This is a genomic window from Ruegeria sp. BF7 (assembly GCF_056538605.1).
This window is the reverse complement of record NZ_JBQFTM010000003.1, coordinates 24,519-46,034: the sequence shown is the minus strand read 5'-3', so window position 1 is coordinate 46,034 and position 21,516 is coordinate 24,519. Positions and strand designations below refer to the sequence as shown.

The window sequence follows — 21,516 nt, the reverse complement described above, 5'->3', positions numbered from 1 at the left end:
CTCAGATACCGCGCGCATACATGAGATTGCGGTCAAAGGAAAGGGAAACCGCATGGCATAAAACGCCGATAAGCCTCGGAACGGCGCGTTCGTGCCTTAAAGAGACCGCTCCCGCGATTTACGCAACGCACGGATGTCTTGCGCGGGTTCTGCGTCTGGCGTTTGTGCCGGGTTTTCCGCGTCGAAGTCCTCGGACTTCAGAAACGCCAGTGCCGAGATCGACCAGAGCCAGGAATACAGCCACAGCAACGCCCCGCTTGCGGCGACCCCTCGTAGAATGATCTCAAGGTCGAAATTTGGCAAACTCTGCGCCGTAACGATCGAGACAACCGACACAAGGATCGGCAACAGGGCGTATAACGCCGTGAAAAAACCGAAATAGAGCTGCAAGAAGAGCGAGGCAAAAAACACGCAGAACAGTGGAACAAAGCTGCGTCCGAACCCGTTGAAAAACGCGTGACTTGGAGCACGGTGACCAGCGGAATGTGCAGCGCTGGCCATAGGCACGGCCATGGCCGCGTAGAACGCGGCCAGTACGAAGGACATCACGATCAGACTGCTACCTACGGAGAGGAATGCAAATGCAATCTGTGTGGATTCCGCGGCATCCTGAAGGGCGGTCCATGAGAGAGGCTCTCCCACTTGCCACATGGCAAAAGCCATTGCGGATAGTTTGACCACAACGGCCAGTACAGTAATTACCGCAGCACAGAACAACCCATACAACACCGAATACAGGGCCATGGCTCGGTAATCCGTGTGTCGTTTCTTCCCTTTCAGTTCCAGGGCTGTACGTATCCCGAACAGGGTGAAAAAGGCAGTTGTGACCGGCTCGCTGATATACCCGGCCATCCCGAGGGTGAAGATCCCCAGAACAGTCCAGACAAGCGTTGATGCAAGGCTGATCAAAAGTACGGGGACGATCATGCGCAGTGTTACGCGGAACGAAAGCAGAAGAGAGTTGAGGATGAGCATCATGGGTGCGAACTGTTAATCCGGTTGTTCTGGGGCGTTCGAGGAGGTTTCTGGCGGGGCATTTCCGTCGTGCAAACGCCACTAACAACGAATGACTATGGAGCAGAGAACTACCCAAAGTTGAGTTGCTTGCAAGAGAAAAAGGGGCACGCGATGAATGAGTTTCCGGGTATCAGTAACCAAAGGCGCGAACCCGGGATATGGGGTCCAGGGTCGGTTTACCTATCAGTCAAGCGTACCAATAAAGCTACGGTCCACACCTCGCGGAAATGGCTAATTCCGTCGCTTATATTCCGGCATGTGAATGCGTTTTGTGAAAAAGTGGTTGCAGTGTAGGCTGTTACCACTGAACCTGCGGTCGAAAGGACGGAAACTCGCCAGGGGATAGAACACTCATATCCGTCGGCCGCCCGAATACCTTGGCGTTTGCATCTGCGAACAGAGGGGCATCGAATGGCTCAAAGCAAGAAAATGCTGGATCCGGATCCACGGATCTATGATTTCGAAACAGAGTACGAACTGGGGCAGGATAACGTCCGCCCGTTCGGTCTGGACATCCACAATCCGGTCTTCCTGATATCCAGTATCCTGATTTTTGCCTTCGTTCTGATCGCATTGGCAAATCAGGAAGCTGCGGCAACGTTTTTCGGCTGGCTCCGGCCTTGGCTGACCAGCACGTTTGACTGGTTCCTGGTTTTGTCGGTTGATGCAATCACCCTGTTCTGTCTGGTGCTGATCGTCCTGCCCGTCGGCAAGGTTCGGATTGGTGGCAAGGATGCCAAGCCCGACTATTCCTATGCCGGTTGGATCGCGATGATGTTCGCCGCCGGTATCGGTATCGGGCTGCTGTTCTTTGGTGTAATGGAACCCGTCTACTACAACTTTGCTGAGGACGGTAACGCGGTCCCGCTTGGCATAGATATCGCGGTACCCGGCAATGAATATGCCGGTATCGTGGGTACCATCCACCACTGGGGTCTGGAAGGTTGGGCAGTTTATGCCGCCGTCGGCCTGGCCTTGGCGATTTTCAGTTACAATCTGGGTCTGCCGCTGACGCTCAGATCTGCGTTTTACCCGATTCTGGGCGAACGTGTCTGGGGTTGGTGGGGTCATATCATCGATACTCTGGCGGTCTTTGCCACATTGTTCGGTCTGACCACTTCGCTGGGCCTTGGCGCACAGCAAGTGGCGGCAGGATTGAACGAGGTGTTCGGCATAGAACCCAGCCCGACCGTCGTTGTTTTGTTGATCATTGGTATCACCATGATCGCCCTGGGCTCGGTCCTGCTGGGTATGGATGCGGGTGTCAAACGGCTGAGTGAGATCAACATGATCATGGCCGTGGGCCTGTTCATTTTTGTGATCGTGGTGACGGGTGTCGGCACAGCCATTGCGCGGTATTTCAACGTGATGGTGGATTATGTGTTCCACCTGCCCGCATTGTCGAACCCGTTCGGGCGAGAAGACACCAGTTATTTCCACGGCTGGACAACCTTCTACTGGGCATGGTGGATTGCATGGTCGCCGTTTGTGGGCATGTTCATCGCTCGCATCTCGAAAGGCCGCACGGTGCGTGAATTCGTGATCTGCGCCCTGCTGGCGCCTACGGCGGTTTGCGCTCTTTGGATGTCGACCTTTGGCGGTGCTGCCATTGACATGCTGAACGCGGGCGGAGCCGAAGGTGTTCGTGCCACGGTTATCGACAGCTATGCCCCCGAAGGCGCGCTGTTCGGTTTCCTGAAAGAGCTGCCGCTTTACGGTATCATCGCCCCCATCGCGCTGATCCTGATCGTGGTGTTCTTTGTCACCTCGTCGGATTCGGGCTCGCTGGTGATCGACACGATCACCGCAGGCGGCAAGATGGACGCACCGGTGATCCAGCGCGTGTTCTGGTGCACGCTTGAAGGTCTGGTCGCTATCGCCCTGCTGCTCGGAGGCGGCCTGTCGGCCCTGCAAGGCGCCGCGGTCTCGACCGGCATTCCGTTTACGCTGGTGGTTCTGATAATGTGCTACTGCCTGTGGCTGGCACTGAAATCCGAACGGGCAAAGATGTAGGGACGTTAAGAAACGCGAAACGCCCGCCGCTTAGGCGGGCGTTTTCATATGGCCGATAGCGGTTCCAAACCTGTGAAGGGGTTTTCTGGAAGCAAGGGGGGTCTAAGGTAATGAGCTATTTTGATCTGGGAACTTATTCGCGACCGATCTCAACATCTTCCAAAGACGCACAGCTATGGTTCGATCGCGGTTTGGCGTGGACCTATGCCTATAACCACGAAGAAGCGATCGAGTGTTTTCGGAAAACGCTGGCAGCCGATCCGAATTGCGCCATGGCCCATTGGGGCATCGCATATTGCATCGGCCCCAATTACAACAAGCCTTGGGAAACCTTCGAAGATGAGGAAAAGCCGGACTGCGTTGCGCTGGCAAAGGCCTCAATCGACGCGGCTAGCCGACTGCGGGATCAGCTATCGGCGGTCGAGCGTGCGCTGATCGACGCGTTACCATCGCGCTATCCCACCTCTTCGGAAGTCGAGGATTTCAGCCCGTGGAATGATGCTTTTGCCGACGCTATGCGCAAGGTGCATGCGGCTTTTAGCGACGATCTTGATGTTTGCGCCCTGTTTGCCGAGTCTCTGATGAACCGCACGCCATGGCAGCTTTGGGATTTGCCAACCGGCGAGCCGGCGGAAGGCGCGGACACGCTCGAGGCCATCTCGGTCCTCGATACGGCTTTTGACAGCCTGCCCGGGGCATGGCAGCACGCGGGGCTGTTGCACATGTATATTCACCTCATGGAAATGTCGCCGCACCCCGAAAGGGCGCTGCGTCAGGGTGATGCGCTTAGCACACTGGTCCCCGAAGCCGGGCATCTGTTGCATATGCCAACCCATATCGACGTTCTGTGCGGCGATTACATGAATGTGGTTCTGCGCAACCACACTGCTATTGTCGCGGATCGGAAATTTCTGGACCGTGAGGGACCGGACAATTTCTACTCGGTCTATCGTTGTCACAATTTTCATTTCAAAATCTATGGCGCGATGTTCCTGGGGCAGCCGACTGCTGCGCTGGAGGCTGCTGAAGAATTGAACGCGACCTTGCCTACGGAAACCCTGCGGCCAATGGCGGATTGGTTCGAAGGCTTCATTCCGATGAAGCAGCATGTTCTGATCCGGTTTGGGCGTTGGCAGGATATCCTTGATCAGCCATTGCCCGCAGATGAGGACCTGTACTGCGTCACACTGGCAATGATGCGCTATGCCCGCACAGTAGCGCTGGCCAATCAGCAGCGGATTGCCGAGGCCGAAGCCGAGCGTGACCTGTTCTATCAGGCCTATGAGAAGGTTCCTGAAAGCCGCATGCTGTTCAACAACACATGCTGCGATATCCTGAAAGTGGCTGAACAAATGATGCTGGGCGAACTGGCGTATCACAAAAACCAGTATGAGGTTGCGTTCGAACATCTGAGGAAGTCGGTCGAAATTGACGATAACCTTCCTTATGATGAGCCTTGGGGCTGGATGCAGCCGACCCGCCACGCCTTGGGTGCCCTGTTGCTTGAACAGGGGCAGGTCGAAGAGGCCGAGGCCGTCTATCGCGCCGATCTGGGGCTTGATGCAACGCTGAGCCGTGCCTGCCAACACCCGGGAAATGTCTGGAGCCTGCACGGATTGCACGAATGTCTGACCCGCCGGGGTGAAAGCGTAGAGGCCGCACATATCAAGCTGCAACTCGACAAAGCCGCCGCGCGCGCAGAAGTGCCGGTGCGCGCGTCCTGTTACTGCCGTCAGAAACACTTGGCGGCCGAATAGTCTTGCGCATAAAAAGAAGGACCACATTTCGGCCTTCACTGCAGATTTGGCCGGTAGTTGCCGGTTAGCGGAGGACCAAAAAAAACGCCCGCCAAAATGGCGGGCGTTGAATTCAGATAAACCGGGTTTGACGCCCATGCACACTGAGCTTAGCGGCGGATACCCAGCTTTTTGATCAGGTCCTGATAGCGCGCTTCTTCCTTGCCTTTCAGGTAGTCCAACAGCTTACGGCGCTGGGCGACCATTTTCAGCAGACCGCGACGACCGTGGTTGTCTTTCTTGTGGGTCTTGAAGTGCTCGGTCAGGGTGGTGATGCGCGAGGTCAGGATGGCAACCTGTACTTCAGGCGAACCGGTGTCGCCTTCTTTGGTGCCGAATTCTTTCATGACTCGTGCTTTTTCAGCGGCAGTAATCGACATCGGGGTCTCCTTTGAAGGTTAGAGTTAATGGCGCAGGCCGGGATGTCGTCCAGCACAGGCCCATGGAGAAAACCGCACCGATTCCGATGCGGATGCGCGCGTATAAGCGCATTTTCGGCAAATGGCAAAGGGATTCTGACGGGTCAGCCCAGCGCGGTCAGCTGCGCCAACTCGGCCTCGGTGATCAGCTGGATGTCATCCGCCGTCATCCCCTTGGCCCCCAGCAGTTGCGCCACATCCTGACCGTCGATCAGAACATGGGTCAGGTCTTCGTTCTCGGCGTCCTGCTCGATCTGGACGTCAGGATCGTCCACACCATTCCATGACACAAACAACTTGTCCTGACCGGGTTGGAAATCCATCACAGTCACGGCTTCATCTTCGGGTTCGGGGGTAAGGATGATGTCATCGGCATCCTCGCCGCCGGTGACGATATCCCCGCTATCGGCCAGGATCGTGTCCTCTCCGGCGCCGCCATTCAGAAAGTCAGTGGCCTGTTCGCCCTCAGCATCGTCGCCGGTCAGGATGTCATCACCGTCCCCGCCGAACAGAACATCCTCACCCGCGCCTCCGTGCAGCGTGTCGTTGCCATAGCCGCCATGCAGCGCGTCATCGCCTTCGCCACCGTCCAGCGTGTCATCGTCCTGACCGCCATGCAGAATATCGTCGCCCTCACCGCCCTCCAACTGGTCGGCGCCGAAATGGCCATAGAGTTGGTCGTCCCCCTCATCCCCGTTCAGCAGGTCATCGCCGCCCTCACCGTGGAGAATGTCGTCATCGTCTCCGCCTGAGATGTTGTCCGCACCTTCACCCCCGTACAGTACGTCATTGCCGGCACCGCCGTAGATCACGTCATCCGCGCCGAAACCGTTAATCTGATCGACGCCGTCCTGCCCGGTCAGGACATCAGCATCTTCGGTCCCGGCAATGATCAGATCGCCCTGGAATTCCGAGATAATGGTCCCCGTCGATGGGGCGGGGTCTTCGGTATTGACGGTTTCGTCTACTTCTCGGGCGTCATCAGGGTGCGAGGGATCTTCGACACTGTCATTGATCTCAAGAAAATTGCCCTCGGTCACTTCGTCGACCTGATCTTCCGTGATGTCGTCCTCTTCGGGCTCATCTTCGGGCATGAAAGCGTCGCTCATGGCGTAGGCAGCGCCACCGACGGCGGCCAGTCCAAGCAATCCGACCAAAAACATGAGAACCCTCCGTGAACGCGCTGGTCCGAGGGTAAATGTCTCATGTGATCAGTCACTTGGTCAAAGCTAGACTGACCTTGTGGTTAACCTTTTGTCACCACGCTTCGGGCTGCTGCGTATAGGCGATATAGAGCGGATGTTTCGGGTGTCCGTCCTTGGTCAGCCCCAGATGGAACAGCGGCTGTCCGGTCCCGCGTAGCAGGGTTTCGACCGCCGGGCCACGCGCCAGATGCGCGCCGTGGGTACCCCAGGCGGCAATCACCTGATCAGCCCAATTCACGCCGTCCAGAATCGCCGTGTCATTCTCGGGGCCCACCGGATCGGTGGCGGCGCGCATCTTGCGCGGGTCGGTGTCGCGCCACGCAAAGATATTGGTGACTTGAAACGCTCCGAACCCCAAAGCGCGCGCGCGCCGTTCGCAGCGCTCTACCGTGGGGTCGTTCTGCACCTCGGTCGCGGTTGAGGGGTTCAGCATCACAAACAGCGCCTTGCGTCCACCCGCGTCCCAAACGCGGGTTAGGCTGTAACGGTATTTCTCGCAATCGGAGTAGATGGCGGTCGAGGGCGCATCGCCCTTGGTGTGCGTTCGGGTGATCATCCCGCTGGCCTAACACGCTCGATCAACCACGGCCAACGCCTATGTGCGAAAAAACCCGATATGTCAGTCCTGAGTAATTTACCGGCCAACTTGACCAGATTACCTCAATGACATGGCTGGGGGCGCCGAACCCTTCTGCCAAGCGCAAAGAAGATCATAAGTGTCGCGGCCAACAGAGCGAAAGGCGCAGGCAGCGGAACGGGACTCATCGGCGGTCCCTGTGATATCGAATACTCGCCTGAGTTTGTTACAGTATCTGGAAATCCGCCAACGAGGGGGAAGATTGCAAAAAGAGGCGGTTCAACCCCCGGATTGCCCGAATCCTCCAGCGACAAGATGCACTCCATTGCCAGACAAGTTCCGCCGGCCATGGAATTCGAAATAAACCCTTCCGTACCCGGATTTCCGCGGATGTCATTAGCCACCGCATCGTATACAGGCGCGGCGTTTCCGACGCCAAGGGTATCAAAAGTAACGCCATCAATGGTGATCTCAAAACTCGAAAGAAGACCACCGGTATCCGGGGCTTCAAACGAGCCAATCGCACCGTCGATTTGGATTTGGTACTGCAGCGTCATGGCGGTTGCGGCCGGAACGGCAAAAAGGGCCGAAGTCAGTGAAACAGCAATTGCTTTGAACAAATTGTCACTTGAGAAACTCAACATAACCAAACTCCGAAAAATCCAGGCGATAATGCTGATCATATCAAAATTTAGGCTTTTCGTCCAATTTCGCCCGATACAGCCCTGTTCCTTGATTCGGTCGTGCAAAGCTCAAGAGACTTATAGGCGTTTGCTCTCGTTTTATCAGATCGGTCAAATGAACACCCGGCTTGGGTGCAATTCACCGGATTTGAAAATGCCTACCGCTACAGCTTTGCCGTCCAGCGAGGCCCAGGCCTCGTCGCCGTATTCCACGTCCGAAGCCAGTACCAGACCCGGATTTCCATTGCGCAGGCGCGTGGCCCCTTCGGGGGTGCATTTCAACTCGGGCAGGTCTGAAAGGCCGATTTCCAGCGGGTGCAGGTAGTCGTCCAACGCCGTGGTTTTGGCCATTTCGTCAATCTGTTCAATGCTCAGGCCGTCTTCAACTTCGAACGGGCCGGACCAGATGCGGCGCAGTTCCCTGACGTGGCCGTGGCAGCCCAGTGCCTCGCCCAGATCGCGCGCGATCGAGCGGACGTAACCGCCCTTGCCACAGGTCATTTCCAAAACGACGTGATCTTCGTCGGGGCGGTCGACCAGAATCAGTTCCTCAACCCACAGTGGCCGGGCGTTCAGTTCAACATCCTCGCCATCGCGAGCCAATTTATAGGCGCGCTGCCCGTCGATTTTCACGGCCGAGAACTTGGGCGGCACCTGCATGATGTCACCCAGAAACGGGGTCAGCGCCTGTTTGATAGCATCATCCGAGGGGCGCGCATCGCTTTCCGCGATCACCTCGCCCTCGGCATCGTCCGTATTGGTGGCCTGACCCAGACGAACGGTGAAGGTGTAAGCCTTCAAAGCGTCGGTGATATAGGGAACGGTCTTGGTTGCCTCACCCAAGGCCACGGCCAATACGCCGGTTGCCTCCGGGTCCAGCGTGCCCGCATGGCCCGCTTTCTTGGCGTCCATCGCCCAACGTACCTTGTTGACCACTGCGGTCGAGGTCATGCCCGCAGGCTTGTCCACCACCAGCCAACCGGAAATGTCGCGGCCCTTGCGTTTGCGTCCCATGCTTCACCTAGAATCTTGCTGAGGCGCGCGGGTTAGCGGATCACTCTGTCGCTGTCAATTTGTGGGGACGTCTTCGACCACACCCACGATCGGCCCCAGTGAGAAGCCGGCATCTGACCGGTTGCCAACCCGTTCATACATCCGCGAGATATTGCCATCCAGGAACAGCGCGTTCGGTGTTTTCAACACATCTCGAAACAGGCTGCCGAATTCGTGGAAGGTGACGTAGTCTTCCGAGATCGCAAACACCGCGCGCGTTCCATCGGTGCTAGTGCCGACCCCGTTGCGCACGTAGCGCGAGGTCGAATCGGACAGGAAACGCGGGTGCAACTCGCCGTCAATCACCAGCATTGGGCCGGATTGGGTGGCAAAACGGCACCCGGGCGTCTGGTCCAAATAGTCCAGCGTTTCGAACACATCGGCGCGACCGTCACGGATGCAGAACACGCCGTTGGGCAGCAGGCCGAAATTGCCGGGGCCGGCATTGGGGATCACGCGCATTTGCTCCTGACCCTCTTCGACATAATGGCCGACCGGCGAGCGGTCGTCGTGATACATGCCCGCGTTCATCGCAAAGGCCAGCCGTTTGCCGCTGGGGGCCAGCGCCTCGTTCACCGATGAGAAATGCCCCAGTAGATCGCCGTCTTCATCGTTCAGAAACAGGCGAAGGTCTTCGGATGCGGCATCCACTTCGCAGATGGTGTACCGCTTGTCCTCGTGGGTCAGCTTTTCACAGGTGACCGCAGAGGCCTGCGCCGCCCAGAGGACTGCGCCCAAAGTGACCAGACTGCGGATCACTCGTCCAGATCGCGGCGTACCGCGTCCTGTTCGAACATCCGGCGGGTGTCGTCCAGACGGTCGAACGTGTCATCCAGACGGAACCGCAGATCGGGTGAAAACTTCAGACCAACCTTCTTCCCGACCATGCGCCGCAGCTCACCCTTGTTGCGGGCCAGCAGGTCGATCACGTCCTCTTGGCCCTTGCCGCCCAGCGGCAGCACATAAGCGGTGGCGATCTTCAGATCGGGCGAGGTGCGCACCTCGCCTACGGTGATCGACATTCGGTTCAGGTCGGGGTCGTGGACATCTCCGCGCGCCAGAACCTCGGACAGGGTGCGGCGGATCAGTTCGCCGACGCGCAGCTGTCGTTGGGACGGGCCGGGGCCATCGTGGAATTTGTTCTTTGCCATACACCCCGATCTAAGCGCAAAGCGGGGCTTTGCCAAGCGGGCGCGAACGGGGTAGGAGGCTTTGAGCCGACTTTATGAAAGGGACCAGCGAAATGACCCATATTCCGGGTATCGTCATCACAGGGGCTTCGGGCCGTATGGGGCAGATGCTGATCAAGACCGTGACCGACAGCGATCAGGCGCGTCTGGTCGGTGTGGTCGAACGCGCAGGTCACGACTGGATCGGTCAGGACGTAGGCACGGCGATGGGCGGACAGGCGCAGGGCGTCATCGTGACCGACGACCCTCTGGAGGCGTTTGCGCAGGCGCAGGCAGTAATCGATTTCACCGCGCCCGAGGCAACGCTGGAATTTGCTGCCCTGGCCGCGCAGGCGCGATGCGTCCATGTGATCGGCACCACCGGCATGAGCGATGATCAGATCGCGGCGCTGGAACCGGCAGCGCGCCATGCGGTGATCGTGCGGGCCGGGAACATGAGCCTCGGTGTCAATCTGCTGGTGCAACTGACCAAAAAGGTCGCCGCTGCGCTGGATGAGGATTTCGATATCGAGGTGATCGAAGGCCACCACCACCACAAGGTCGACGCGCCCTCTGGTACCGCCTTGATGCTGGGCGAGGCCGCGGCCGAGGGGCGCGGGGTCAATCTGGTGGACGTGTCCGACCGGGGTCGCGACGGCATCACCGGTGCGCGTCAACGCGGCAATATCGGTTTTCACGCCATTCGCGGCGGAGACATCGTCGGCGAACACGATGTCCTGTTCGCTGCCCCCGGTGAACGTATCGTCCTGCGCCATCTGGCCACCGACCGCGCCATCTTTGCCCGCGGCGCGCTGAAGGCAGCGCTGTGGGGGCAAGGTAAAGCGCCCGGTCAATATGACATGGTGGATGTGCTGGGGTTGTAAATTAATAATACGCGCTCACGACAACAAAAACAAAGAACGCTAGAATCCAAAACAGAACTGCAACAAAAAGCGATGCGAACTGTAGCATGGCAAAGTGAAAGTAATTGCTATTCGGGACGATCCGAATCCCATTGGGTACGTTCAGATCGTTTTATTGCATGCCCCGTGGGCATTCAGAAGCAATTGTTTGCGTGTCGGCGGAAAGCCCCGTGTTCTGATCCAGAACTCAACAAACTCTTCCCGAAACTTGAAAATTGGGAAGGCCGACGTGAGAAAAATCATTGCGCCCCATGATGTAAGAACGATGACGCCCACGTACCCGACTAAAATGAGGATCAAAGTCAGCAACCCTAAACCCTCGCAATCACGCGGCTCAAATTAGCGAAACGAGGTCAGTCCGGGCGGCTCGGTGCCGTCCAGTTCGACCTGTGCGAACAAGGCGCCCAGCCGCTGATCCCAGGTTGGGAACTGGCCGGTGACCGCATAGGTCAGGCGCTCGGCTCCGATGGAGATCCCCAGCGGCGCGGCCTCTCCGCCGATGACGATCTCACCGATTTCGGTCCAGTTGGCCGATGGCGGATAGGTGCCGGGGGCGGGTTCATCCGTTTCCCCCACGCGGTAATACACGCCCATGGTTACGATGTAGTCTTCGCCAAACGGATCGGGGAAGAAAAAGCCCGAAGCATCGCGTGCTGCCAGGGCTTCGGCCTCGTCACGCAGCAGGACTTTCTCCGCAAAAGGCAGGCCCATCTCGTCCAGCACCGGGCGCATGTCTTCGGATTGCGGCACGCTGACAAAGGCGATGCGGGACGGGTCGAGACCGAACCCCTCGGTCAATAGGCGCATCATCAGGCGGGTCGCAGCCTGACCATCGGCGTCCTTAGGGTGACAGCCGACCTCATGGAACAGGGGCAGCACGTCTGGGCGGTGTTTCTCGTCTACATCCGCCACCCGTGCCAAGGGTTGAATGACAAAGGCGTTGGACGGCAGTGCGGACTGATCAAAATCGTGCCGCAAGCCACCGTTATAATCCGCGTCCCCGGATACAATCGAAAGCGGATCGGACTCGGCGAAGCCAAGCTCTGCGAATAACGTTTTCAGGCGCGTGAGCGTATGGCTGAAGCCCTGTTCAAACGCCTCATTTTTGTCGGCTGCAGCAAGCGTTACATGCGGCAGCAGCGTTCCGACTGTTGCCGCGGTTCCCAACTGGACGACCCTACGTCTGTTCAGTCCCATTTGATGCCTCCCATGCCCGTTGGACGTGGGGCGAGCGTATCACAGATGTTGGTGGCAAGGGTTAAGGGTTTCAGAAAGCGATTTTTTAGAGATCCCGAACCTGGTCCGCACGCAACGGGCAGGCGAGGTAGACGCCGAATTCCTTGCCGATATCCGCGCTGACCCGTGCGTGAACCGCGCCTTGTCTGTCAAGGAAACGTTGGTTGTCCTCAGCGGGGAAAATCCCCTCATGCCAAATGCCGGGATGGATATAGAGCCCGCGCGAGCCGTCGCACCAGAAGGCCACCACCTTGTCGGGCGTCAGGTTGTCTCCGGGCAAAGCGGCGGGGATGATGAAAGGCTTGTTGTCCAGCGGCCAGAACATCTGTCCGCCATCGGGGTGGTAATTCATGTGCCACAGCAACACCTGATCGCGCGGCGCGGTTTGGCGTTCCGCCTGCGCCTGCTGCGGATCTGTCGACCAGCCCAGCACATAGTGACCGTTCACCGCTTCGTTCAGGCCATAGAGCACATCGCCCTTCCATTCACCGTGGAACGTGCCCTCGACCCAGCCGCCTTCGTCACCGGTGCCCTCGTCGATGGGGCGCCAGCCTTGCTGCGGCCAGCGGGTGATCTCGATCTCGAACCCTTCGGGGTCATCGACCAGACAGCCATAGCCTTTGACCGACTCGTCGGTGGCGCGGATCAGCGGAACCTCGTGCCACGGCAGCGAGGGTTTGGTGCTGGCCTCAAAGATGTATTCCGGCGCGTTCATGACGTAACCAAATGTTTGTCGACCATGCGTTGCACCATCGGTGCGAAATGGCCAAAGTCGGGGGTTTCCATGTCCGGGCGCTTGCCCGCTTCGTCCAGATAGCGGACCTGAATGATTTCCTTCAGGTTCGGGTTGGCCTCGAATGCGGCGACTTCCTCGGCGCTCATCGGGCCGCCCTGCAATTCCAGCGTATGGACCGAGGCGGCGGAGAGGCGGTTGAAATACTCGGGCTTGGTGGCGCAGAGATAGCGTTTGGCCGCCACGTGATAGCGGCAGCAATCGGTGATGACCGAGGGGAAGAACTGCTCCAGCACCTCGGCCCCCGCATCCTCGTGATGGCGGTCTTCGGTGTCGTCGGGGTGATAGGTGCCGAACTCGGAAGTAAAGTGCCCAATATCGTGCAGCAGGGCGCCGACGATGATTTCCTCGGGCTGGCCGTTCTGCTCGGCAATCGTTGCGCCTTGCAGCATGTGTTCGGCCATGGTGACGGGTTCACCCAGATATTCCTCGCCGCCGCGACGCTCGAAGATGTCACCGATGAAGGCCACAATATTGTCCCGGTTCAGGGTCGAAAAATCCGGTTTCATTCCGCGGCCTCCGGCTGTGTCATCTGCATCGCTGCCAGTGTGGACAGCAACCCGTCCTTATCAGCGTAGCAGCCTTGCAACCAACGTGAGCCTGCGCCGGAATAGCCCAACCGCGCATGCAGAACGCGGGTGTTGTCAACGATGAAGCTCTCGCCCGGTTCCAGCTTGAACGACACGCCCATGGCCGGGTCATCGATGATCTCGCCCAGTTGACGGTAGGCGGCGTAATAGGCCTCCATCCGGTCAAACGGGATATCGACCAGCGGCGCGGTCGAGCGGTTGTTGAAGCGAATGCCGATCAGTTCTCCGTCCGGCGACAACTCGATCATCGGGCGGCGCGAGCGCAGGCAAACGCCATCCGAGCCCTTGTATTCGAACCGCGCCGGGTAGCCCGCCAGTAGGGCAAAGCCCTCGGGGTTCTGCGCGCGCAGTTTCTCGGAGGCGCGGAAACCGTCGACCACGATCGAGTCGCCGCCCTCGGCGCTGTTTTCCAGACAATACAGGATCTGCAGCGTCGGCACCGGGTCGCGATAGGGGTTGTCGGTATGGGCCTGCAAGCCCAGCCCGGTATAGGCGAGGTTGGTCGGGTTCACCTCGGTCCGGACCTCGAAATAGGGGCCGTAATTGGTCTGACGGACATAGCCGAACAGATCGGCCACTTTCAGCAGCGATTCCGGTTCGGTCGGGCCGTTGGTCAGCTTGGCAAAGCCGAATTCTGCCACGGCGGCCAGCCAGTCCCGCTTGGCGGTGGGGCTGGTATGCACCGCGTCCCAACCCGCGCTGGGCGCATCGATGCCACGTTCCCATGTGGTGACACCGGGGGCGATTCGGCCAGTGTCTTGCACCGCGTCACGGTCATAGATGTGATCGACCAACCAAGCGGCGGGGAAGGTCACGGTTTTGTCTTCCGGCTGGAAGGTGACGCTCAGATCGCCGTTCAGAACCTCGGCAACGCTGATCGCGGTATCGGCAGGAATGTCGCCGATTGTGATCAGACGTTGGCCGTTGCCCGGTGCGCGGGTCTCGGGGTCCAGCGCGTTGTCGCGCAGCCAGATGGCGTGGAAACGGGCCTGGGTGCCGGTGTCAAACTCGACGGTCACGACCGAGGCATCATGGGTGGCGGTGCGCAGCATGGGGGTCTCCTGTTCGGCGCGGCTTTGCTTGAGGAAATACGCGCCCCATGGCATTACGACAATTAATCCTTATTGCTGCTGAGGCTTGGAAAAACTTATGGCTAAGAAAAAGATCGGATTGCCGCCTTTGGACTGGTTGCGCGTGTTCGAAGCGGCCGGTCGATTGGGTGGGTTTTCCGCCGCCGCCAAAGAGTTCGGGCTGACTCAGGCAGCCGTCAGCCAGAGGATCGCAAATCTTGAAGCGTGGCTGGGTCGGACGCTGTTCGTGCGCGAGGCGCGGGGTGTGTCGCTGACGGTTGAAGGCGAAAGCTATCTGCCACTTGTTCAGGATAGTTTGCAGGCGTTGGAGCGCAGCACCGAGGATCTTTTTGGCAAGTCCCCGCGTGAGCTGCGCGTCGCGGGCCTGTCCTCCCATATTGATGCGCTGGTTCTGCCGTGCCTTCCCGAGTTCCTTGAGATGCGGCCCAAGGTGCAGGTCCTGACGGATTCCGTGGCGCGCCGATCTTCGCTGGATGAGGAAAAGACATGGCTGCAAATCCGCTATGGTCGTGGCGCGTGGCCGGGGCGCGAGGCCGCCCTGATCGCGCAGGAGGTTCTGGTGCCGATGGCCGCGCCTGGAGTCGCGTGGGGAGCGCCGCTGGTCGATCAGCGCGGCGAGCGACCAGGCTGGCGCGAGTGGGCTACGGTTGCGGGAATGGATGATTTACCACACGCTCGGGCCAGCTTCGATTCAATGGGTCACGCGATCGCGGCGGCCCGGCAGGGGATGGGGGTGGTTCTGGGCTCGGTGCCGCTGGCGTTGGGGCATTTGCGCACCGGTCAACTGAGCAGGCTGGACTTGCCAAAGCTGGAAACGCGCGAAGGCTATTGGCTGACCTGGCCCGAGGATCGGGTGCGGTCGAAGAAGCAGCGCGCGTTGATTGACGATTTTCTGCAGGCGTTGCGGGGCTGAGCGATCAGAAGTCGATCGCGATGCCTTTCTTTTCCCAATCGCCGTAACGGGCCGGGTCGGGACCATCGCGCCCACCCAGTTCCTTGGGCATCTCTTTTGCCTCAGCCTCGGCCTTTTTGCGGCGCTCCTCGGCCTCGGCCAGCGCGCGCTGGGCGGCAGGGGGCAGGTCTTTGCGGTCGTCGCTCATGACATCGGGTTCCTTTCCGTGCAGGGTCTTGATATACGCCCCCGTCCGCGTTTGGCAATGCGGGCGAGGGTCACATCAGAGGCGGTTCCATGTCCGACAACGCTACAGCGGCGCGACGCAGCGCGATCTATCTGCTGGATCAGATTCTGGGGGAAGGCCGGTTGCTGTCCGAGTGTGTGGCAGCAGGCGCGTTGGATCGGCTGGAACCGGAAGATCGCGCGCGGGCGCAACGCCTGACGTTGGAAACCCTGCGCGGGCTCGAACGCGCCGACCGTCTGCTGGACAACCACCTGAACCGGACGCCTGCGCTGACGGTCCACAACGCGCTGCGCCTTGGCGCGGTCGAGCTGTGCCACGGAGAGGCCGCTCATGGTGTGGTCAATTCCATGGTCGAGATCGTGGGACGGTCGCGCAAGCATGGCCGCCTCAAAGGCCTGGCCAACGCGGTTCTGCGTAAAGTGGCCGCCGAAGGGCCCGATGCATGGCCCAAGATGCGGGTGCCGCGCTTGCCCGAATGGCTGCGCGAGCCTTTGATCATGGCTTGGGGCGCCGAGGCCGTCGCAGGCATGGAGCATGCCCATTTTACCGGTGCACCGCTGGATATTACCTTAAAGCCGGGCGCAACCGGCCCCGGAGACACGCTGCCGACCGGGTCACTGCGGGTGCAGGATGCGGGGCAGGTCTCGACCCTGCCGGGGTTCAACGCAGGCGACTGGTGGGTGCAGGACGCGGCGGCGGCGTTGCCGGTGCAGGTGCTGGCACCCAAAACCGGTGAAACCGTGCTGGACCTCTGCGCCGCGCCGGGGGGCAAGACGCTGCAACTGGCCGCAGCCGGGGCCAAGGTCACTGCGCTGGATATCTCGGACTCGCGGCTGGAGCGGGTGCGCGAAAACCTCAAACGCATCGGCCTGAAAGCCAACGTCATCGCGGGCGATGCACTGGAGCATCAGGGCCAGTACGATGCCATCCTGCTGGACGCCCCCTGTTCGGCCACAGGCACCATTCGCCGGCACCCGGATTTGCCTTTTGCCAAGGACGGCTCGGAATTTGGTGGGCTGATCGAGTTGCAGGCTCAGATGCTGGTCCATGCCTGGACCCTGCTGAAACCCGGCGGACGGCTGGTCTATTGCACCTGCTCCCTGCTGCCGGATGAGGGCGAGGTTCAGGTCGAAGAGGCCCTGGAACAGTATCCGGACATGGCGGTGGATCGCGATGCGTTGAACATCGCCGGGATCGAGCCGGGCTGGATCACCGAAGAGGGCGGCCTGCGCCTGCGACCCGATTATTGGGCGGATCGCGGCGGGATGGACGGGTTCTATATCGCCTGTCTGAACAAATCCGCCTGACGCGACGCTTTTCGGTGACTTGACGATCCGTGCGGTCTATCGTTGGGTCTCAAGCGCCAGCAGAGCGCAAGGGGCAGAGTAACGAGCGTCATGTCGAACTCAGATACCATGACCAACCGGTGGGCACGGTTTCAGAACCGTCTCTATGCGCGGTTGAGCCAGCGGCGCAAGGCGGTCACCGGGTTTGTGTCCGAGCCTGAGCCGCGCACTGTGGGATCGTTTGCGCGTGGGCGGCAGCTGGTTGCAGGTAATCTGCTGTTTGCCGGTTTTCTGGTTGAGGCACAGGATACCAACCTGTGGGACGTCACCGCCCCAAGCACTGGTTTCGACGATGAGCGCCACGGCTTTTCCTGGTTGGATGATCTGGCCGCTGTCGGGGACATGCGGGCGCGGGATAAGGCGCAGCGCTGGGTCTGGGGCTGGATCGAGACGCACGGGCGCGGGCAGGGGTACGGATGGGCACCCGAATTGACCGGACGGCGGGTGACGCGGTGGATCAACCATGCAGTGTTCCTGTTGCGGGGTATGGATGAGAAACAGGTCAAACTTTTCTTCCACGCGCTGGCGCAGCAGACATGGTTCCTATCCAAACGCTGGCAGGCCGCCACGCCGGGGCTTCCTCGGTTCGAAGCATTGGCCGGGCTTGTTCAGGCTGGACTGGCGTTGAAGGGGCTTGAACAGATGGCCGATCCGGCCCTGCGCGCATTGGCGAAGGAATGCGAAAAACAGATCGATGCAAAGGGCGGCATTCCAACCCGCAATCCCGAAGAACTGTTGGATGTCTTCACCCTGCTGTCGTGGACTTCGGCCGCGCTGGGTGATCTGGGGCGGGGGACGCCTGCCGCTCAGGCCGATGCGATTAAGCGGATGGCGCCCACGTTGCGCAGCCTGCGCCATTCCGATGGTGCGCTGGCCCGGTTTCACGGCGGAGGGCGCGGGGTTGAAGGCCGTCTGGATCAGGCGCTGGCCCAAAGCGGGGTTCGACCGCAGCACGCGCGTGGTTTGGCAATGGGGTTTGCCCGTCTCTATGCAGCTCGGACCAGCGTGATCGTAGATGCCAGCGCGCCGCCCAAGGGGGCCGCATCCTTGAATGCCCATGCTTCGACCCTTGCGTTCGAATTGACCTCGGGGCGGCGGCCTCTGATTGTGAATTGCGGCTCGGGCGGAAGCTTCGGGTCTGAATGGCGGCGGGCCGGGCGTGCGACGCCGTCGCATTCAACCCTGTGTCTGGATGGTTATTCCAGCGCCCGGCTGGCTCCTGCGGGGAATGGCGGCGAGAGCGAGGCGCTGATCGATGCGCCGCAAGAGGTACCAGTGGATGCTGAAGAGGCATTCGAAGGCACGCGCTTTATGGTCGGACATGATGGCTACACCAGAACCTTCGGCCTGACCCATGCCCGTACTTTTGAGCTGCGGTTTGACGGGCGCCAATTGACCGGCGAGGATATTCTGCTGACTGCCACCGACAAGGCTAAGCGGCAGTTCGACAAGGCGATGGATGCCTCGGGCCTCAAGGGTGTTCGCTATGACGTCCGGTTTCACCTGCATCCGGATGTGGACGCGGCCATCGATTTGGGCGGCGCGGCGGTGTCGATGGCGCTCAAAAGCGGTGAGATCTGGGTTTTCCGCCATGACGGTGTTGCAAAATTAGCCGTCGAACCAAGCGTTTATCTTGAAAAAGGTCGATTAAAGCCACGCGCGACAAAACAGATCGTTCTATCCGGGCGCGCAATGGAGTATGCGACCCGCATCCAGTGGACGTTGAGCAAGGCGCAGGATACAGCCTATGCCGTGCGCGACCTGCACCGGGACGAGCCCGAGTTTGACTGACGCCAAAAGGACCTTTGGACCCATGACCGACCTTCACCCCGTGCGCCGCGCGTTGCTTTCCGTATCCGATAAGACCGGACTGATTGAACTGGGACAGGCGCTGTCCGAGCGCGGGGTCGAACTGCTGTCGACCGGCGGCACCGCAAAGGCGCTGCGCGATGCGGGGCTTGCGGTGAAGGATGTCAGCGAGGTGACCGGCTTCCCCGAGATGATGGATGGCCGCGTGAAGACCCTGCACCCGATGGTGCATGGCGGCCTGCTGGCGCTGCGCGACAATGACACTCACGTGGCAGCGATGAACGAACACGGCATCGGCGCGATCGATCTGCTGGTGGTTAACCTCTATCCGTTTGAAGCCACGGTCGCCAAAGGCGCCGACTACGATGAATGTGTCGAGAATATCGACATTGGCGGCCCGGCGATGATCCGTGCGGCGGCCAAGAACCATGCTTTCGTCAACGTTCTAGTAGACGTCGAGGATTATGAGAAACTGCTGGGCGACATGGATCAGCACAGTGGCGCGACCTGCCCGAAATTCCGCCGCAAGCTGGCGCAAAAGGCCTATGCCCGTACTGCCGCCTATGACACTGCCGTGTCCAACTGGCTGGCCGACGCGCTGGAGCTTGAAGCCCCCAAACGCCGTGCCTTTGCCGGTGAGCTGAAACAGACTCTGCGCTATGGCGAGAACAGCCACCAGCAGGCGGCTTTCTATACTGATGGCACCAACCGTCCCGGCGTTGCGACAGCCGTGCAGCATCAGGGCAAGGAACTGAGCTACAACAACATTAACGACACCGATGCGGCATTTGAGCTGGTGGCCGAGTTCGACCCGGCACAAGGCGCAGCCTGTGCCATTATCAAACACGCCAACCCTTGTGGTGTAGCCACAGGTGCGACCTTGCTGGGTGCTTATAAGTCGGCCTTCGATTGCGACCGCACATCGGCCTTTGGCGGGATCGTGGCACTTAACCAGCCGCTTGACGCCGAAACCGCGCAGGAAATCACCGGAATTTTCACCGAGGTTGTGATTGCTCCGGGCGCATCGGACGAGGCCAAAGCGATCTTTGCCGCCAAGAAGAACCTGCGCCTGCTGACCACCGAAGGTTTGCCGGATGTGACCGCAGGCGGCAAAACCGTGCGTCAAGTGGCCGGTGGCCTGCTGGTGCAGGACAAGGATAACGGTTTTGTCGGCATGGACGACCTGAAGGTGGTCACCAAAAAGGTCCCGACCGATGAGCAGATGCGTGACCTGCTGTTTGCCTGGAAGGTCGCCAAACACGTCAAGTCCAATGCCATCGTTTACGTCAAGGACGGCGCGACCGTGGGCGTCGGTGCAGGACAGATGAGCCGCCTGGACTCGGCTATGATTGCCGCAAAGAAAGCCGAACGCATGGCCGACGCGCTGGGCCTGCCGCAGCCGCTGACCATTGGCTCAGCCGTGGCCTCGGACGCGTTCTTCCCCTTCCCTGACGGTCTGATGGAGGCCGCCGAGGCGGGTGCCACCTGCGTCATCCAACCCGGCGGCTCGATGCGCGACGATGAGGTGATCGCAGCTGCGGACGAGGCCGGTCTGGCCATGGTCTTTACCGGCATGCGCCATTTCCGTCACTGATGCGCTATCGTCTTCTGCTCTGGGCCGCGCTGGCCGCGTTTCTGATCGACCAGGTCAGCAAGTATCTGGTCGTTCACGTGATGCGCGTGGCCGAGGGTAATATCGACGTGCTACCACCTTTGCTGGTATTCAAATACGGCGAGAATCGGGGCATCAACTTTGGCCTTTTCCAAGGTGATACCGACACTGCCCGCTGGGTTTTGATCGGTGTCTCGCTGGTCATCTCGGTCGGTGTGCTGATCTGGCTGATGCGCACGACCCCGTCGAAACTGATGCTGTTTTGCGGCGGGTTGCTGATCGGCGGGGCGCTGGCGAATGTGCTGGACCGGGTGATCTATGGCTATGTTCTGGATTTCCTGAACATGTCCTGCTGCGGCATCAACAACCCGTTTGTGTTCAATCTGGCCGATGTGTTCATCTTTGCAGGTGCCATCGGGCTTGTGTTGTTCGAGGGCAAAAAGCCCTCGTGACGCGCCGGGTGATATGCGATAAAAGCGCCTGAAACTGGCTGGAGACTCTGATGCGGTTGCCGCGATCCATTTTTGCTGTGACACTGATTCTTGCGGTAGCGGGATGTGCTGATATCGGTTTGCGCCATCTTGAGGCACCGGGACAGGGGCCGGATGAATTCTCGGTCATGCCGGTGGAACCGCTGACCCAGCCCAAGGACTACAAGTTCCTGCCTGCGCCCACGCCGGGTGGGACAAACCTGACCGACCCGAACCCGAAGGCGGACGCAATCGTGGCACTGGGCGGCAGCGAGGCAGCATTGAATGCCAATGCCGCCATCCCGTCCACCGATGCAGCGCTGGTGACGGCCTCCAGCCGCTATGGTGTTCCTTCCAACACGCGGCAGGTTGTCGATACCGAAGATGCCGAATTCCGCAGAAAGCAGGGCCGCCTGACCCGCCTGCGCCTGTTCAAGGTGGACCGCTATACGCAGGTCTACCAGCGTCAGGCACTTGATGCCGACGCGCAAAACGAAGCGGCGCGCCGTGCGGGGATCGAGACCCCTTCTGCACCTCCGGCTGATGAATAAACCTTAACTTTCCGTCATCGGCCT

At 59.9% G+C, this 21,516-nt stretch carries 22 protein-coding genes; 9 read left to right on the top strand and 13 right to left on the bottom strand.

Annotation, left to right across the window (positions count from 1 at the left end; all coding sequences use genetic code 11):
- Positions 1–96: 96 nt before the first annotated feature.
- On the bottom strand, positions 97–978 hold the full coding sequence (locus ACR0IK_RS08695; RefSeq protein WP_480641189.1) for a hypothetical protein: 882 nt from the start codon (positions 976–978) through the stop codon (positions 97–99).
- A gap of 450 nt (positions 979–1,428) precedes the next feature.
- On the opposite strand from ACR0IK_RS08695, the gene ACR0IK_RS08690 reads away from it, so the two are divergent.
- Positions 1,429–3,030: a BCCT family transporter gene (locus ACR0IK_RS08690; protein WP_480592488.1), complete on the top strand. Its 1,602-nt coding sequence runs from the start codon at positions 1,429–1,431 to the stop codon at positions 3,028–3,030.
- Positions 3,031–3,140: 110 nt separating this feature from the next.
- A complete protein-coding gene (locus ACR0IK_RS08685; protein ID WP_480592490.1) occupies positions 3,141–4,787 on the top strand; it encodes a hypothetical protein in 1,647 nt (548 codons plus the stop codon).
- Positions 4,788–4,936: 149 nt separating this feature from the next.
- Here the strand turns inward: ACR0IK_RS08685 and rpsO are convergent, their stop codons facing one another.
- The 7 genes from rpsO to rbfA all read right to left on the bottom strand — a co-directional run bounded on the left by rpsO (position 4,937) and on the right by rbfA (position 9,914).
- Positions 4,937–5,206, bottom strand: coding sequence for a 30S ribosomal protein S15 (gene rpsO / locus ACR0IK_RS08680; RefSeq protein WP_170379357.1), 270 nt, complete (start codon positions 5,204–5,206; stop codon positions 4,937–4,939).
- Between the two features lie 143 nt (positions 5,207–5,349).
- Positions 5,350–6,408 carry a calcium-binding protein gene (locus ACR0IK_RS08675; protein ID WP_480641188.1) on the bottom strand — a complete coding sequence of 353 codons (1,059 nt, stop codon included), beginning with the start codon at positions 6,406–6,408 and terminating at the stop codon, positions 5,350–5,352.
- Between the two features lie 94 nt (positions 6,409–6,502).
- Positions 6,503–7,006, bottom strand: a complete 504-nt coding sequence (locus ACR0IK_RS08670) for a DUF1643 domain-containing protein (RefSeq protein WP_480641187.1) — start codon at positions 7,004–7,006, stop codon at positions 6,503–6,505.
- A 104-nt stretch (positions 7,007–7,110) separates the two neighbouring features.
- Positions 7,111–7,671, bottom strand: coding sequence for a hypothetical protein (locus ACR0IK_RS08665; protein WP_480641186.1), 561 nt, complete (start codon positions 7,669–7,671; stop codon positions 7,111–7,113).
- 150 nt (positions 7,672–7,821) lie between these two features.
- Complete coding sequence (gene truB, locus ACR0IK_RS08660; protein ID WP_480641184.1) at positions 7,822–8,724, bottom strand: tRNA pseudouridine(55) synthase TruB; 903 nt, start codon at positions 8,722–8,724, stop codon at positions 7,822–7,824.
- A 54-nt stretch (positions 8,725–8,778) separates the two neighbouring features.
- Positions 8,779–9,522 (bottom strand): phosphodiester glycosidase family protein, encoded by a 744-nt coding sequence (locus tag ACR0IK_RS08655; RefSeq protein WP_480641183.1) that lies wholly within the window; start codon positions 9,520–9,522, stop codon positions 8,779–8,781.
- Complete coding sequence (gene rbfA / locus ACR0IK_RS08650) at positions 9,519–9,914, bottom strand: 30S ribosome-binding factor RbfA (protein ID WP_480592501.1); 396 nt, start codon at positions 9,912–9,914, stop codon at positions 9,519–9,521. The genes ACR0IK_RS08655 and rbfA overlap by 4 nt, the downstream gene beginning before the upstream one ends.
- A gap of 92 nt (positions 9,915–10,006) precedes the next feature.
- On the opposite strand from rbfA, the gene dapB reads away from it, so the two are divergent.
- Positions 10,007–10,816, top strand: coding sequence for a 4-hydroxy-tetrahydrodipicolinate reductase (gene dapB, locus ACR0IK_RS08645; protein WP_480641181.1), 810 nt, complete (start codon positions 10,007–10,009; stop codon positions 10,814–10,816).
- Positions 10,817–11,194: 378 nt separating this feature from the next.
- On the opposite strand, the gene ACR0IK_RS08640 is transcribed toward dapB, so the two are convergent.
- The 4 genes from ACR0IK_RS08640 to tmpA form a co-directional block, all read right to left on the bottom strand.
- A complete protein-coding gene (locus ACR0IK_RS08640) occupies positions 11,195–12,052 on the bottom strand; it encodes a hypothetical protein (protein WP_480641180.1) in 858 nt (285 codons plus the stop codon).
- A gap of 85 nt (positions 12,053–12,137) precedes the next feature.
- Positions 12,138–12,806 carry an ureidoglycolate lyase gene (locus ACR0IK_RS08635; protein ID WP_480641179.1) on the bottom strand — a complete coding sequence of 223 codons (669 nt, stop codon included), beginning with the start codon at positions 12,804–12,806 and terminating at the stop codon, positions 12,138–12,140.
- Complete coding sequence (tmpB, locus tag ACR0IK_RS08630) at positions 12,803–13,393, bottom strand: (R)-1-hydroxy-2-trimethylaminoethylphosphonate oxygenase (protein WP_480641178.1); 591 nt, start codon at positions 13,391–13,393, stop codon at positions 12,803–12,805. Before tmpB ends, ACR0IK_RS08635 begins: the two co-directional genes overlap by 4 nt.
- Entirely contained in the window at positions 13,390–14,526 is a 1,137-nt protein-coding gene (tmpA, locus tag ACR0IK_RS08625) for a 2-trimethylaminoethylphosphonate dioxygenase (RefSeq protein ID WP_480641177.1), read from the bottom strand. The genes tmpB and tmpA overlap by 4 nt, the downstream gene beginning before the upstream one ends.
- 97 nt (positions 14,527–14,623) lie before the next feature.
- Here tmpA and ACR0IK_RS08620 point away from each other — a divergent pair, with 97 nt between their 5' ends.
- Positions 14,624–15,478 carry a LysR family transcriptional regulator gene (locus ACR0IK_RS08620; protein WP_480641176.1) on the top strand — a complete coding sequence of 285 codons (855 nt, stop codon included), beginning with the start codon at positions 14,624–14,626 and terminating at the stop codon, positions 15,476–15,478.
- A 4-nt stretch (positions 15,479–15,482) separates the two neighbouring features.
- Here ACR0IK_RS08620 and ACR0IK_RS08615 read toward each other — a convergent pair whose 3' ends face one another.
- Positions 15,483–15,665 (bottom strand): DUF1674 domain-containing protein, encoded by a 183-nt coding sequence (locus ACR0IK_RS08615; protein WP_170326393.1) that lies wholly within the window; start codon positions 15,663–15,665, stop codon positions 15,483–15,485.
- A gap of 89 nt (positions 15,666–15,754) precedes the next feature.
- Between ACR0IK_RS08615 and ACR0IK_RS08610 the strand changes: the two genes are divergently transcribed.
- The 5 genes from ACR0IK_RS08610 to ACR0IK_RS08590 all read left to right on the top strand — a co-directional run bounded on the left by ACR0IK_RS08610 (position 15,755) and on the right by ACR0IK_RS08590 (position 21,492).
- Positions 15,755–17,011 (top strand): RsmB/NOP family class I SAM-dependent RNA methyltransferase, encoded by a 1,257-nt coding sequence (locus tag ACR0IK_RS08610; RefSeq protein ID WP_480641175.1) that lies wholly within the window; start codon positions 15,755–15,757, stop codon positions 17,009–17,011.
- Positions 17,012–17,101: 90 nt separating this feature from the next.
- Entirely contained in the window at positions 17,102–18,841 is a 1,740-nt protein-coding gene (locus ACR0IK_RS08605) for a heparinase II/III family protein (protein WP_480641174.1), read from the top strand.
- 22 nt (positions 18,842–18,863) lie between these two features.
- Positions 18,864–20,453: a bifunctional phosphoribosylaminoimidazolecarboxamide formyltransferase/IMP cyclohydrolase gene (purH, locus tag ACR0IK_RS08600; RefSeq protein ID WP_480641173.1), complete on the top strand. Its 1,590-nt coding sequence runs from the start codon at positions 18,864–18,866 to the stop codon at positions 20,451–20,453.
- Complete coding sequence (gene lspA, locus ACR0IK_RS08595; RefSeq protein WP_480641172.1) at positions 20,453–20,923, top strand: signal peptidase II; 471 nt, start codon at positions 20,453–20,455, stop codon at positions 20,921–20,923. Before purH ends, lspA begins: the two co-directional genes overlap by 1 nt.
- Before the next feature lie 50 nt (positions 20,924–20,973).
- Positions 20,974–21,492, top strand: coding sequence for a DUF3035 domain-containing protein (locus tag ACR0IK_RS08590; protein ID WP_480641171.1), 519 nt, complete (start codon positions 20,974–20,976; stop codon positions 21,490–21,492).
- Positions 21,493–21,516 lie beyond the last annotated feature (24 nt).

Excerpts from the sequence above, each read along its gene's own strand:
- ACR0IK_RS08615 (WP_170326393.1), bottom strand. The coding sequence starts at position 15,665 with ATGAGCGACGACCGCAAAGACCTGCCCCCTGCCGCCCAGCGCGCGCTG.
- purH (WP_480641173.1), top strand. The coding sequence starts at position 18,864 with ATGACCGACCTTCACCCCGTGCGCCGCGCGTTGCTTTCCGTATCCGAT.
- truB (WP_480641184.1), bottom strand. The coding sequence starts at position 8,724 with ATGGGACGCAAACGCAAGGGCCGCGACATTTCCGGTTGGCTGGTGGTG.
- ACR0IK_RS08690 (WP_480592488.1), top strand. The coding sequence starts at position 1,429 with ATGGCTCAAAGCAAGAAAATGCTGGATCCGGATCCACGGATCTATGAT.
- tmpB (WP_480641178.1), bottom strand. The coding sequence starts at position 13,393 with ATGAAACCGGATTTTTCGACCCTGAACCGGGACAATATTGTGGCCTTC.
- tmpA (WP_480641177.1), bottom strand. The coding sequence starts at position 14,526 with ATGCTGCGCACCGCCACCCATGATGCCTCGGTCGTGACCGTCGAGTTT.
- ACR0IK_RS08620 (WP_480641176.1), top strand. The coding sequence starts at position 14,624 with ATGGCTAAGAAAAAGATCGGATTGCCGCCTTTGGACTGGTTGCGCGTG.
- ACR0IK_RS08610 (WP_480641175.1), top strand. The coding sequence starts at position 15,755 with ATGTCCGACAACGCTACAGCGGCGCGACGCAGCGCGATCTATCTGCTG.
- ACR0IK_RS08640 (WP_480641180.1), bottom strand. The coding sequence starts at position 12,052 with ATGGGACTGAACAGACGTAGGGTCGTCCAGTTGGGAACCGCGGCAACA.
- ACR0IK_RS08695 (WP_480641189.1), bottom strand. The coding sequence starts at position 978 with ATGATGCTCATCCTCAACTCTCTTCTGCTTTCGTTCCGCGTAACACTG.
- ACR0IK_RS08685 (WP_480592490.1), top strand. The coding sequence starts at position 3,141 with ATGAGCTATTTTGATCTGGGAACTTATTCGCGACCGATCTCAACATCT.
- rpsO (WP_170379357.1), bottom strand. The coding sequence starts at position 5,206 with ATGTCGATTACTGCCGCTGAAAAAGCACGAGTCATGAAAGAATTCGGC.
- ACR0IK_RS08670 (WP_480641187.1), bottom strand. The coding sequence starts at position 7,006 with ATGATCACCCGAACGCACACCAAGGGCGATGCGCCCTCGACCGCCATC.
- ACR0IK_RS08635 (WP_480641179.1), bottom strand. The coding sequence starts at position 12,806 with ATGAACGCGCCGGAATACATCTTTGAGGCCAGCACCAAACCCTCGCTG.
- ACR0IK_RS08665 (WP_480641186.1), bottom strand. The coding sequence starts at position 7,671 with ATGTTGAGTTTCTCAAGTGACAATTTGTTCAAAGCAATTGCTGTTTCA.
- ACR0IK_RS08605 (WP_480641174.1), top strand. The coding sequence starts at position 17,102 with ATGTCGAACTCAGATACCATGACCAACCGGTGGGCACGGTTTCAGAAC.
- lspA (WP_480641172.1), top strand. The coding sequence starts at position 20,453 with ATGCGCTATCGTCTTCTGCTCTGGGCCGCGCTGGCCGCGTTTCTGATC.
- dapB (WP_480641181.1), top strand. The coding sequence starts at position 10,007 with ATGACCCATATTCCGGGTATCGTCATCACAGGGGCTTCGGGCCGTATG.
- ACR0IK_RS08675 (WP_480641188.1), bottom strand. The coding sequence starts at position 6,408 with ATGTTTTTGGTCGGATTGCTTGGACTGGCCGCCGTCGGTGGCGCTGCC.
- rbfA (WP_480592501.1), bottom strand. The coding sequence starts at position 9,914 with ATGGCAAAGAACAAATTCCACGATGGCCCCGGCCCGTCCCAACGACAG.
- ACR0IK_RS08590 (WP_480641171.1), top strand. The coding sequence starts at position 20,974 with ATGCGGTTGCCGCGATCCATTTTTGCTGTGACACTGATTCTTGCGGTA.